The organism is Chloracidobacterium sp., from assembly GCA_016711345.1.
Taxonomy (GTDB): domain Bacteria; phylum Acidobacteriota; class Blastocatellia; order Pyrinomonadales; family Pyrinomonadaceae; genus OLB17.
This window is the reverse complement of sequence record JADJTD010000001.1, coordinates 2856916-2870359: the sequence shown is the minus strand read 5'-3', so window position 1 is coordinate 2870359 and position 13444 is coordinate 2856916. Positions and strand designations below refer to the sequence as shown.

General features: G+C 50.8%; 10 protein-coding genes. 1 reads left to right on the top strand and 9 read right to left on the bottom strand.

What is annotated here, in order from left to right; translation table 11 throughout:
* Positions 1-75: 75 nt before the first annotated feature.
* From IPL32_11845 to IPL32_11810, 8 genes are all read right to left on the bottom strand, one after another.
* The gene (locus IPL32_11845; GenBank protein ID MBK8466515.1) at positions 76-1092 is read right to left on the bottom strand and encodes a hypothetical protein; all 1017 of its coding nucleotides are present in this window, start codon (positions 1090-1092) and stop codon (positions 76-78) included.
* 30 nt (positions 1093-1122) lie between these two features.
* Positions 1123-1932 carry a polysaccharide export protein gene (locus IPL32_11840; GenBank protein ID MBK8466514.1) on the bottom strand — a complete coding sequence of 270 codons (810 nt, stop codon included), beginning with the start codon at positions 1930-1932 and terminating at the stop codon, positions 1123-1125.
* A 56-nt stretch (positions 1933-1988) separates the two neighbouring features.
* Positions 1989-3377, bottom strand: a complete 1389-nt coding sequence (locus IPL32_11835; GenBank protein MBK8466513.1) for a TIGR03013 family PEP-CTERM/XrtA system glycosyltransferase — start codon at positions 3375-3377, stop codon at positions 1989-1991.
* An 8-nt stretch (positions 3378-3385) separates the two neighbouring features.
* A complete protein-coding gene (locus tag IPL32_11830) occupies positions 3386-4402 on the bottom strand; it encodes a CpsD/CapB family tyrosine-protein kinase (GenBank protein ID MBK8466512.1) in 1017 nt (338 codons plus the stop codon).
* A gap of 38 nt (positions 4403-4440) precedes the next feature.
* On the bottom strand, positions 4441-5550 hold the full coding sequence (locus tag IPL32_11825; GenBank protein ID MBK8466511.1) for an AAA family ATPase: 1110 nt from the start codon (positions 5548-5550) through the stop codon (positions 4441-4443).
* Between the two features lie 83 nt (positions 5551-5633).
* Positions 5634-7292: a hypothetical protein gene (locus IPL32_11820; GenBank protein ID MBK8466510.1), complete on the bottom strand. Its 1659-nt coding sequence runs from the start codon at positions 7290-7292 to the stop codon at positions 5634-5636.
* A gap of 12 nt (positions 7293-7304) precedes the next feature.
* Positions 7305-7496, bottom strand: coding sequence for a hypothetical protein (locus IPL32_11815; GenBank protein ID MBK8466509.1), 192 nt, complete (start codon positions 7494-7496; stop codon positions 7305-7307).
* A gap of 13 nt (positions 7497-7509) precedes the next feature.
* Positions 7510-9819 carry a tetratricopeptide repeat protein gene (locus IPL32_11810; protein ID MBK8466508.1) on the bottom strand — a complete coding sequence of 770 codons (2310 nt, stop codon included), beginning with the start codon at positions 9817-9819 and terminating at the stop codon, positions 7510-7512.
* Positions 9820-10401: 582 nt separating this feature from the next.
* On the opposite strand from IPL32_11810, the gene IPL32_11805 reads away from it, so the two are divergent.
* Positions 10402-10803, top strand: a complete 402-nt coding sequence (locus IPL32_11805; protein ID MBK8466507.1) for a hypothetical protein — start codon at positions 10402-10404, stop codon at positions 10801-10803.
* Between the two features lie 130 nt (positions 10804-10933).
* On the opposite strand, the gene IPL32_11800 is transcribed toward IPL32_11805, so the two are convergent.
* Positions 10934-13396: a hypothetical protein gene (locus IPL32_11800; GenBank protein ID MBK8466506.1), complete on the bottom strand. Its 2463-nt coding sequence runs from the start codon at positions 13394-13396 to the stop codon at positions 10934-10936.
* Positions 13397-13444: the final 48 nt, after the last annotated feature.

The following is a 13444-nucleotide window of genomic DNA, read 5'->3' as shown; positions in this document are numbered from 1 at the left end:
TAATATTGAGAAGTTGATATTTCAATTTCACCCAGTCAGACGAAGCGTCTGCTGAGGGCAGCAAAACGGGATTTGCTAATGTCGCCTTTGCAGCGTGGGTTTGCTACTGGATTCTGATGTGTTGGATGTGGCGTTCGCGTCGTAGGTGAGAACGGTACCGCCGAAGCCGACTGCCCAGCCTCTATCGCCAGCAAAAGTGATTTTTTCGAGATTATGGCTTGTAGGTGAATTTCCGTCGGTCCAGGTCTTGCCGCCGTCGCGTGTTCGGACGATCATTCCTTTGTCGCCAACTGCCCAGCCGTTGGCCGCGTCGGTAAAGTAAACGTCCTTTAGATCGACCGTTGTTACCGATTCGATCTGCCGCCAAAGCCTGCCGCCGCCGTTTGAACGAAATATTCTTCCCTTCGTTCCGACCGCTACGGCGCCTTTTTCACCGGCAAATGACACGGCGTTAAAACGCGTATCGGTATTGCCTAAAAGCGAAGCCTTTTCCCACGTCAAACCGGAATCTTCGGTAAAAATGATCGTACCGCCGGTGCCGACAATAGTTCCTATCGGGCTGTCGGAAAACGCTCCGTCAAGCAGGAGAAAATGAATTGCGGTTTGGCTCTTCTTCCACGAAATGCCGTCTTCCTGCAGCATGTAAAAAATGCCGCCTTCGCCAAATGCGGTTCCGGCGCCGTTCTTGTTAAACAGCAGCTTTGCAACACGTTCGCGTCCGCCGTCCTGAAACTCGATACGTTCCCAGGTGCGGCCTCCATCGACGGTCTTTCGCAGATACGACGAAGCGTTCACGCCGCGAGCATAAATATTACGTTCGCAGAGTAGCCAGCCGGTCGTCTCGCTCGTGAAATAGACTTGAACAAAAGTGTCCGTCGTGAATTTTGTCTGCTGAACCCAGGTCTTGCCGCCGTTATCGGTCGAGAGCATAACGCCGTCGCCGCCGACGATCCAACCCTTTGTCTGGTTCACAAAAAAGACATCGCGAAACCACGCAAAGCTGTTCGTATGTTGTTTGACCCATGCGGCATTGGCTGTCTGGATGCATAACAGAAGAATAAATAAGATTGATAAACGATAGATCTTGATCATGCAAAGCTACTCAGAATTCGGAATTTCGTTCTAGAAAAATATCCTCGCCGCGCTGGCGCTGCCAAGGACTGAAAGGAATTTTTCGATGGTGAATCCCTTGCCCGCGACAAAAACCTGGTCGCCCGGATTAAGAAATACCATATCGGCCTTTCCGCTCTCCATAGCGCTGAGGCTTACCATTTTGCGGGTAAGACGCTGATCCTTGCCGTAGCTGACAATATAGACTTTGTTGCGGTCGCCGTTCTTTGTAACACCACCGGCATCGAGAATGGCTTCGTAAACGCTGACCTTGCGATCCATTACGCGAACGCCGGGCGTTGCAACATTGCCCATAACTGCGAAGCGAGTTGCCATTGCCTTGTCGAGCGTAACGCTGACCTTGGGGTCGATGATAAATTCGTCGAGCTTCTTTGTGATCTCCGCAGCAACTTGTTCGACGGTCTTTCCCGCGACCATTATGCCCTCGCGGATCAACGGATACGAGATGCGCGCATTCGGCGGGACGGTAATTCCCGTTTTGCAATAATCAGGACACTGGCCAAAAACTTCGACCGATATCATATCACTCGGACCGAGCCGGTATTCCTTGAGATAGTTGTTGTAATACGGCAATATCGTCTCAGCCTCCGGCGTATCGATCTCAGTTGCGTCACCTGTCTCGCCATCGGTCGATGTCGGTGCCGGAAGCGGAATGGCTTTCTCCGCACTAGCATCGGTCGCCGCAACGGCCTTGCCATCTTTCATTTTCGGCGGTGTCGTCTGGCTGATGGCCGTCGTGATCATACTGAACACGAATGTAGCCATTATTGTGGCGTTTCTAACGAATATTATTGCTTTCATCTCGATTTCCTCGTCCGTTAATTAAATAACTATTGCTCTCGCTAATCCAGATTTTCCTATCTGCCTTTACCGAAAAGCACGGTTTTTACTGTGTCAAAGACGATCATCATGTCGAGCGCGAGACTCTGATTTTTGATGTAGTAAAGGTCGTACTGCAGCTTCTGGATCGCATCGCTGACCGATGCTCCATACGGATATTTGATCTGCGCCCAGCCTGTCAATCCGGGAGCAACCAAATGACGATGCTCATAAAAGGGAATCTCTGTAGCCAATTGTTTTACAAAATGCGGTCGTTCGGGCCTTGGGCCGACAAAGTTCATTTCGCCTTTCAGTATGTTCCAAAATTGCGGTATCTCATCTATCCGCAGCTTGCGAATAATTTTGCCGACGCGTGTCGTGCGTTCGTCGTTGGACGCGGCCCATATCGGTTTGCCGTCGGCCTCTGCGTCCGTCGCCATCGACCGAAACTTGATGACATTAAAGATGCGGCCGTTCATCCCAATTCGCTCTTGTTTATAAAACACCGGACCGCGCGATTCGAGTTTGATCAAGATCGCCGTGAAGAGCGCAACGGGTAGAGATAGCACAAGACCGATCAACGCCAAAAGCCTGTGAATGATCTCGCGAATCACCGCACGTATCGGCGAGTCACGCCGTCGGCCCGCAAATATCAGCCAAGACGGCCTCAGCATATCGACATGAACTTTCCCAGTGATGCGTTCAAAGAATGACGTACATTCTTCGATCGAAACATCGCCTGCGAGACTCATTTTCAAAAGTGCTTCTGTCGGAAATGCTCCGCGGCGTTCGCGAACGGCAATAACAACGCGGTCGATCTTTTCGCTGCGAATAATTCCTTCGAGGTCGATCGCACGACCCAAGATTTCCGACCGTCCGAGCTTTTCCTTTGGCTTCGCACCGTTCTCGGATACAAAACCGACGATGCGATAACCCGCATCACGCCTTTCCCAAACCGCCTCAGCAGTATCGAGAGCCGTTTGACCAGTGCCGACAACAAGTATTTTTTCACCGATCCCGGGATGTCCGGTCAGTTGATGAATAAAGATTCTCCAGCCCAAAAGCAAACACAATACGATCGGCACCGAGATGACTGAAACGCCCCGGCCGATCATTAGCGGCGGCACGAAATAGAACAACAGAGCGAGCAGTACCCATGCAATGCCCAATGCCTGAACAAGCCGCAGCAGCAGCTCGCGGCGATTGGTCATCACGATGTAATCGTATAGATCGTAAAAGTAGAGGATCAATAAGCAAACGGCTGATGCAAGTGCGATCTTGAGCCAGCCGTTCTTTGCGTTCAATTCGTTTTGGGAACCGGAAATACCGAGGCGGAGATACATTGCCAGCATAACGCCGCTGTAAAGAAATGCGGCATCGGCCAGTATCAGCCAAAATATCCTCGGACTAAATCGTGTGGCACCCATAGTAAAATTTACGGACTCGGCAATTCGTTCAAACGTTTGTAGTTGTAATAGCCGTAGTTATAATGCGATTCGTCCAGAACCGCTTCGCTCTGATTGAGAACGACGCCTAGCAGACGCTCCTTAGGCAGCGGTTCGAGAAGCCGCTCGATCGCACTGTAACGCGTTCGATTTGCACGGACCACAATGATCGCGCTGTCAGCCTGATTGATGAGCACTGTCGCATCGGTAAAGATGCCGAGCGGCGGTGCGTCGATGATGACATAGTCAAACATCTCTCGCGCCTCGCGCAATATCTCTTTGAATTTTGGCCCTGAGATCAGTTCGGCAACATCGTTTCGTGCATCACCGCCCGGCAAGATATGAAGTCCGGCGGGCTCGAGCTTGACTATCGACTCGGCAAGCGTGGATGTGCCTGCTAATACATCGGAAAGCCCTCTGTCTGTTTCAATACCTAAATAATCTGCAAGGCTCGGCATACGAAGGTCGCTGTCGATTATCAAGGCCCGCACACCGTCTGTCTGCGCAAGCAGCCAGGAAAGATTGAGAGCCGTGACCGATTTCCCTTCGCTTGGATTTACGCTGGCGACGACGATGGCCTGCAGCTTTTGCCGTTGGCTCTTATGCAGAACGTGTGTTCTAAGGCTGCGATATTCTTCGCAATAGCTCGAGTGCGGGTGCGTTATCGACACAAGTCGTGGCTCGACGCGCGTCGCGTCGACAGTCCAACTGACAAAGTCAGGTAGATGTCGAGCTGCGACGAGCGCCGAGCTTTCAGCGTTCATATTTGCCCCGGCAGTTATTTCCGTTTCCAAATCAGGGAGTGCCGTCCCGACAGAGGAATGCGGCTGCCCTATGAACGCCGAACCTGGATTACCGATCTTAAAGTCCGCGGATGATAGTAATTCCGGCGGCTTGTTGTCACGTCGTCCGTTCCGGTCGAACGGCACGATGTTTGCCGATGGCGAGATTATTTCGCTGTCTGGACTATCGGTAAGATTTTTTTGTAATGCTTTAAGGATACTCATCTTCAAAATGCTCCGTTCTCTATATCTCGGTGTCGTTGTTATATTTTGTAAAAACGGCCGCCAAGTTCGAGATCGACTTCTTCTTCTATATCTTCAAAGATCAATGTGCCGCTATCTCCATTTGTAAATCCATTCGAATTCGATTTGCCGTTTATATAGCCATTTGCATGACCGTTCGAATGCCCATTTGCATAAACTCTCTCCGTCTCCGCGTCTTCCCTGAAGATACGCGGCTTGGTCGCTGCGGTACGGGCTTGACCTTCCCACAGATCATCTTTGCTGTCGGCTCTCATAACACGTCCACTTATAGCGGCCTCAGGCGTATGCAGAGTTTCGTTACGCGGCAGCAGATCGAGATTGTCCGCTACATCTTCGATGATCTTTCGTCCGATCATCTGTTCGCCCTCGGAGTAAGCGGCGAGCATCGCGTTGTCGCAGAGGTTGTTGATATTGCGTGGAATGCCCTCAGAGCACTGGAAAATAAAATCAACGGCACCCGGTGTAAAAACATGCGGCTGCTCGGCTCCCGCGATCACGAGACGCTCCGAGATGTACCTATCAACCTCCTCGACATTCGGGAATGGATGCATATTACATCGAAGTGCGACTCGCTGTTTCAACTGACGCAGATTTGCCTGATTGAGTTTGTCGCGAAGCTCCGGCTGGCCAGTCAACACTATCTGTAAGTGCTTTGCATTGTCAGATTCAAAATTGAGCAACAGGCGAATCTCTTCCAGCACATAATCCGACAGCTCGTGAGCTTCGTCGATGATGATCACGGTGCGAAGGCCGCGTCGATGTCTTTCTTCGAGCACCTTGCCAAGTGTATTAAGAAGATCGCTCTTATTCGTCCAATCCTTAATGCCGAGCATCTGTGTCACGTGCTGATAAAATTCATCGATCGACAGACGCGGATTAAATACATATGCCGCGAGCACCGACGAGTCCAGTCGCCGCAAGATCCAACGCAAAGCCGTCGTCTTACCTGTGCCGACCTCGCCCGTGAGAACGATCAAGCCTTTAGCATTCTCAAGTCCGTAATACAGGCTTGCAAGGACCTCGTTATAACTTGGCGTGAACACGATAAAACGCGGATCTGGCGTCAGCGTGAATGGAATATCGTCTAAACCGAAGAATTCTTTATACATAATTTACCTCTCGTAAAAGTGACCTTTTAAGGCGTTCACCTGTTGGTAAGAGAAAGACCTAAAGGCGTCACTTTTCCCTATGCTTATGAAACTAATTTCTCAAATATATGCGTCGCCTGAATTATGATCACGATCAACGGAATGATGCCCAAGGCCGCAGCCGTTCCGGCCATCAGCTTTAACCAGCCCGAACGCTTCATCCACGCTTTCTCATCTGCTGAAAGAAGCGGCGGCACCGATGCCAAAACTGGAAGCCCTGTGTAGTGTTTTGCGTCCTCGATATTCTGAATCTTTAAGAGCTTTGGAATTTCATAGAATGCGGCAAGGATAAAGCCGAATAAAAGGCCGATCCCCGTTCCGAGCAGCGTCAATAAAAATCTCTTTGGAGCGACAGGCGACTGAGGCACATTTGCCGGGTCCTGAACGCGGATCGTTTCGCCTTGCGCATTCGTCTCAACACCGACTACTGTTTCGGCGTCATTCTTTTTCTTTAAGATCTCGTCGTAGGTCTGTTTTGCCGACTGATACTGGGCAGTAATGCCCTCTAACGCGACCTTCACATTTGGGATCGAATTGATCCTCATTTCAAGAGCGGTGATCTGGCCGGCGTTTTGCTGACGTTCAACGTCTTTGCCGGTTATCTGCTGTTCGATCTGACTGATCTGCGATTGGATCCGTTCGTTCTCAAGTTCGAGGCTCTTTCTCTGAAGCTCTGCTTTGCGTGAGCTCGATTGTGTCGCGACAGCTACTCGCTTTTCGCTGCTCTTCTTCAGGTTGTCAAACTCATCATTCACCCGCTTGATCTCACTTTGCTTTGCAATCACAGCCGGATGCTTTTCTTTATAGACTTTCAAAAGGTTGTCCAACTGAGCGTTGAGATCGGCACGCCTTTTCATCAATTCGCCGTAGGCCGGAGTGTTTTCCGGATCGGAAACCTGACGGGCAGTGTCCTGAGTTTCTTTCTGGCCAAAATCCTCGATCACGCGCATCTGGCGATTGTTCGCCGCTATTGAGTCGCTGAGACGGCCTTTTTCGTTAAAAAGCGTCTGCTTCTCTTTTACGATCGTGTCCTCGCGTTGACGAAGTCCAGTCAGTTGGGCGACAAGCCCCTGTTCAGATTCCGGCAGCGTCGTAACGTTTTGCATCATGATGTCGAGACGCTGTTTTTCGAGATCGTCGAGTGCGATTTTCTTTTCGTTGAGCTGTCGTTCAAACAAGTCTTTGGTCGATTCGGCAATTTCAGTTTGCGTCTGGACCTGAGCGTTGACATACTTGCTGGCAAGCTCGGCGGTAACGTTTCGAGTCGCTTGAGGATCGCGGTCGCGATACCTAACGCGGAAAGCCGCAACCTTTTCACTGCCCGGTTCTTCCAAATCTACCTTTATATTCTTGTACATTTTTTCGATAATCAGTTCCATCGGCAACCCGGCAGCGCGTTCTTGTTTATACAGGTCGTATTTCTGAACCATCGGTTCAAGAGAAGAGCGGCTCAGGACTTCCTGATTGATTGTTTGAAGGCGTTGCGAAAGGTCTTCGTTTGTCAAAGATTGAACGAGATTTGAAGAAATTGTTGGTGGTTTTACCGTTAGCAATGACGTTGATTCGTAAATGCTCGGCAGCTTGTACACTACATAGCCGATCGCTGCGGTCATTGTAAGCGTGGGCAGTAGTATCAGCCATTTCTGGCGTTTGAGCATGCCGAAAAGTTCGCCGGGTTTTCTTTGTCTGAATTCAACACTCATTTCTCTTACTTCCTAATTAGTCAGTTCCTTTTCACTAAATTTCTCATCGGCCGTTTTGATATTGCCACGGTTTAGAAACCAGCGAAGCAGCACAACGGCGACGATCAGAGCAACACCGAATACAAAAAGTTCCATTGCCTCGGGTATTCCTACCAGAAAGGCTTTGACCGCAGCCAGATTTGCGATTTCGATCAAAAAGAACATGCCCAACGTACTCCTATAGATTTGCGAGGAGGTTCTTTGCGTCGCTGACCTCTCTCTGGCTCAATTCATTAATACTGCGAAGCGAAGTCTCAGCCTCGCGGCGTGCCGAAACCTTGTCGCCTGCTTTCGCAAGTGCCATTCCCAGACGCACGCGATAGCCGGGCGTTGATGCCGTTCCGCCTCTTTGTGCATTGGTCTCGTCGAGGGCTACTGCTTTCTTCAATTGTTCGACAGCGGGTGAATAGAGGCCTTTCTTGAGAAAGACCGAGCCAAGCGTGTCGTAAAATCCGGCGACCGCCTGATTCTTGCTGACAGCCGATGTCGCAAGCTGCAAAGCCTCGTCCAGATTCCCCTGATTCTCGGCGATCAGCCACGCAAGATTGTTGGCGGCGATAGCTGTTTCCGGTGCTATCTCAAGTGCCCTGCGATAGTTCATTTCTGCATCCGCAGTTTTCCCGCGACCGTCTTCAAGAATGCCGAGCATTGTAAAGACCTGTGCGGACGGCCGTTTCTCGACGACCTTCTGATACTGTGCGATGGCCTCGTCTGTGCGGCTTTGTGAAACAAGCAACGTCGCGTAGGCCGAATATGACTGAAGATAGTTTTCGTCGAGGTTGATCGACTGAAGCAGCTCTTGCTCAGCGGCTGACGGATTCTTTTCAGCCGAGAAAATTGTAGATTTCAAATAACGTAATGCCGCAAGAATGTCATTTCTGCCGCTGTAAGCAGCGATAAGTTCGTCAGTCTTGGCGTGTGCTTTTTGTGTCTGATTTAATTGGATCGCAGCCGTAACAACGCCGCTCACAGCGTCGAAATTCTGCGTGTCTAACGCAAGGGCTTTGTCATACAGGTCAAAAGCTTCCTGATAATTACGTTCAGCAATACTAACCTTCGCGAGGTTGACCATCGCTGCCGATGAATGCGGAGACAATCTTACAATCTCCTGCAAGTCGGCTTTCGCCTCAACGGTCTTACCGAGGTCAAGATAAGCAAGCCCTCGCGACGTTAAAGCACGCACACGAATGTCCTGCGTTTCCTGCGGGACGGTCCCTGTGTTCGAAACTGCCGCGTTGGCCTTGTTGATAAGTTCGTTCGCCAGCTTCAGAGCAGTTTCTGGTTCACCGGTCGAAAACGCGGCCTGAATTCTCAACAAACCTGTTTTCAAATACGTCGGATGATAGCGTTCCAGATCAGTAATAAATACACGTCCCTGATCGATCTGCCCAAGCGAAAGTTTCACCTGCGCCATCAGGAACAAAGCTTCTTTTCCACTTGGATATGTCTTTATTACCTCTTCAAGGTCCTTGACGGCTTCGTCGGGCTTGTTTTGCTGGATCTTCAACCGTGCCCTTAGCGTCAGAGCTTCGGAATCAATGTCATTGATCGCAAAAAGAGCGTCGAGCTGCTCGTTAACGCCCGCGATATCTTTTCGGTCGAGATAAATTTGCCCGAGCTTATAACGGGCTCGAACGTATTCAGGCGTGTCCGTCAGAATATTCTGCAAGACATTTATCGCGTCTTCGACTCGTTCAGAATCTGTATAAAACTCGGCGAGTTCAAGACGGCTTTCAGGACTGTTTTCCTGTATTTGAACTAGCTCTTTATAAACGGCTTCAGCTTTTTCAAGCTGGCGGCTCGTGACATAAAAATCTGCAATGGCTTCGTGTGCCTCGATACTTTTTGCATCGATCTCGATAGCTTTCTTGAACTGCAATTCAGCATCGGCGTCGCGATCTGCATACGTCAAAAATCTGCCGTATTCCGTGTAACCGAGAATCGCAGTCGGATTTGCCTCGATGCCTCTGAGGATCGCGGCTTCGGCTTCGGCGGCTTTTTCACGCGTCGTGTAAAGCCGTTCGAGGCTGATATAAGATTCAATGCGTTTCGGATCGAGAGCAATGGCTTTGTTAATAGCGTCTATTACAACTGAATCCGGCTTGCCCTGGGCGGCGAGAATGGATGCTCCGAGAATGTGGCCTTCAATAAATTTGCTGTCCGCCGCGAGAATTTCGTCGCGGATCTTTTCAGTCTCGGCGATCATCGGCGGCTGAAGCAAAAGGAAATAATTGCCTAGCTTAGCTTTGGCTTCGAGATTCGAACCATCCAGATCGACTGTCTTGCGAAGCTCTTCTAACGTCTCGTTAAACTGCCCTAGATTCTCGTATGCACGGGCCATGCCCCAATGCGCCGCTGCCGATTCCTTATCCGACTCAACAGCCGAACGAAACTGCATCAGAGCGTCGTTAAATTTGCGTTTTTGTAAGTATTCTTCGCCCTTGGCAAGAAATTTAGAGGTCGAGTGGCCGCATGAAACAAGAAACAAACTTAGGCAAAGTAGTAGGGAAAGGTGAGCAAAACGGGAAGTGAAAATTGGGCACTCGCGGTATAACATATCTTTTTCGCTTCGATCTTACTTACTGATCAATGTCGGGGCGACGACGGTAGATCTCGCAGGATCGAGAAAATTGGTTGATCCCGAGGGGAAAGTCTCGGGATCGGCCTGGTAATCAGATTTCAAAAACTAAAATCAAGTACCGAACTTCATCGGCACTTTGGGAATACAGTCAATCGAAAGTTGTTTTCAGAAAAATGGGTTGTATTCAGCGATGGCTGAAGAGATTTGATTAAAAAAAGCCATCGGAAAGGGTCAAAAAGCCACCGGAGACCCCCCAAAAAGCCATCGGACACCCTCAAAAAGCCATCGGAAAAATCAAAAAAATCTTAGCTAGACGAGCGCGTAATGCTTTGGAAACCGCTAAAGGTTTTGATCGTTTTGGTGAGTTTGTTGTGCGAATGCGTGAGTAAATACGGAAACGAATGTGATGTTTAACTCTTCTTTGCGTCTTTGCGGGAAACTTCTTGTGCCACGCTTGACACAAATCGTAACTCGCGCTACGATTAAAAAATGGAAAGAAAATGGATAGAATTTGAAGGGTCGTCGGACCGGCACACAACAGGCCAGCTTTATGCGAGCCTAAATCAGAAAGGGCAGATACTGGTGAACAGCCATACTTACGACCAGATGGAAACGCCTGAAGCTGTCACGCTTTTATACGAACCGGAAACAGAAACGATCGGCCTTAGGCCTGCGAGCCCACTGATGCCCAACGCGTTTCCCTTTCGAAAGAACGGCGTGTCCGGTCACCGCCTTATCTTCGCCCGGCGATTCGCAAAAAAACACGATATACGCGTCGATCACACCATCAGCTTTTATATGGCCGAGATAGAAAAAGGAATACTTGTCCTCAGCCTACGACACACGGTAAGAGCACCGCGCGGCCATAGTCGAAAGTCAAAGAAAAGCTGATGAACAAGTCAGAAAATTATCACGATCCGCAGGGCAGTGTCGGGCAAATGCAAAAGCCCGCACGTAAGTAAGGGCGGAACACTCAACTTGAATGTGCCGCCCTAACTGATGTGCGGGCTTTCGCATATTTTTAGGACAGCTCGACCTTTCCGTTAGAAACAGTCACACGCGGCTCGCCTTCGTTGAACATTATCCGTTCGAACGAGATGGGCGAGACGGCTCCCGGTTTTCCGACGGCAACAAATCTAAGGTTCAGAAGCACACCGTCACTGTCTATTGGCATCGCTCCGTAAACGACCACCCTCAACAGTCCGGGTTCGTGAGCATTGGTAACAACACTAAGTCCGCTGCTCACCGTTCCGGCCAATTTAACTGCATCTGAATCGGGCTGGATCACGGCCGGATCGTAACGAAGATCGAATTCATAGGCGATGATGTCTTTGTTCGCAACGCCGCGAACGACGAGCGGAACCAGGATTTCCTTGCCGGTCTGCGTAACAAGGAGAGGTGCCGTGACAGCCGTTGTTCTCTCAGGGCCGTTTTGCCCTCTAGCCGGCGTCGGCCCTCCGCCACTCCAGTTTCCGGAAACTTCGCCTTTCAGATAGGCGTTGTAGTCTTCATTCCCAATTGGTGATACCAATCCAAAATATGTTCTGCTCGATGGAGCAAACTCCCATATTCCCGTAGTTCCAACACCCGGAGGCGGATTGGGCGGCCCGGCAACAAAATTTGCGATCATTGCGGCGTCAAACGAAGATACTGTGCCGCTCATGCTGACATCGGCAACAAATCGCTGTCTGACGGTCAGATTGATCATTCCTGCGACCTTCTGGGCGATCAAGCCTGAATCATAGGCGGTGATCGCTCCAAGAAGATCACTACCGGCTGCTTTTGAAGGCGTTATAGTGTACAGGCCAAAGCCAAACCCGTCGAGTTCATAGTTGCCAAAAGCATCGGTCAATTCGGAAACCGGCACCGGCCCGGCAGCACTCATCGTTACGTTTGATACAGGACGCGTAAACGGTGCGATAAGAACATTGTCATAGCGGATCGCTCCGCTGACCACGGGCGAAGCAACCGGCGTCGCGGTCGCGGTCGCCAGAGGCGTTCCGGTATATGTTGGCGTTGGCGTTGAATTCGCCGCGATCGTAACGCTGCCGTTTGTTGTCAACGGAACCGGACCGCCATTCAAGTTATTGAAGCGAAAGGCGTGAAAGAGCGTTCCCGGACCCGGAGTGTAGTTTTGAAAAGCCACAACAGTAGCTTGGCCAGGTGCTCCTACGATGTTGAAGATCAAGTTTACCAGCGTTCCCGCTCCCGCTATTGGCGGCGGCCCTACCGGCAGATCACCGGAGACCTTAAGATACGCTGGATAGTTCGCATCCGCCGATAAAACCATCCCGCTGCTCAACGTGCCGGTACTGTCAAAAGCCGGAGACGCAGGCGTCATAACAGCCGGATCGAACGAAACATTAAGGTCAAACGAAGTGATGTCCAATCCCGTCGTATCGCTAACCGTGACCGGAACCGAGATCGTTGAGCCGGGTAAAGCGGCAACGATCGGAAGCGAAACCGTTACAAAAGGATAGACCGGTGTCGCAGTTGCAGTCGCGGTATTTGTTGGTGACAGGGTTCCGGTCGCTGTGGCCGTTGCTGTTGAGGTAGGCGTCGCCGTGTTCGTCGGCGTTCGGGTACTTGTAGGCGTGCCCGATGGCGTGAACGCTGCAAGCGTAACGGTTCCGCCAGTCATCGTCCCTGTTGACGGTGTTCCTTCGTTGAAAAGAAAACTCTGATGCGTCCTGCCGCTCGGATCGGTGTAATCCTCAAATGTCAACGCTGTTGACTGGCCCGGAGCTCCAATGACATCGAACCGCAGATCAATCAGCGTCCCTGAACCGGTCAAAGGGTTGGTAGAGAATCCTGAGACTATTAACTGTCCCGGATTGCTGGCATTCCGAAAGACATTCCACGACCCATCGCCGGTTAATGTTCCAGATGTGTTGACCGGTTGTGTCATCGGCTGCAAAACCGCAGGATCGAATGTGACCTGAAACTCGAAAGAGATCGCGCCAAGACCTGTCAGATCTCCAACCGTGACGGGAACGATAGCCGTTCCGCCTGCATTCATAGTCGGAAGCGAAACGGCAACGGCACCCGGCTGACCGTCGTAATGCGGCCCCGCTCCGGAAACATCACCCATAAGCAACCCAGGCGGCACAGTCGTTCCAGTACTTCCGGTGTTACCACTGTTGACGACGTAATTCGCTACCCGTGAGGCATCAAAAGATGAAACTTGGGTCTGCCCGTTTACCCTTGCCGCCGTCAACTGGTTAGCGATCAGAGCCGGAGGCAGCGCGACGACGTGTCTTACTATCAGCGCCGCGTCGAACGTCGTTATCGCATTCAACGGAGTGGTCATCGCACGCGGTTCGGCGGCCGCGTCACTTTCTTCGATGTATGGGGCAATGTCATTCGGCGCAGCAGACGATAAAAAACCAAATCCGCTGCCCCAATCGGCGCTCACGGCGATGGCCGCGAAGGCACAAAATATTAATGTAATAACGAAAATACGCGACGATGATGCGTTAGGCATAGCATAGCTCCTTTTTGTGGGTTGTCGGAATACACAATTCACGCCAGT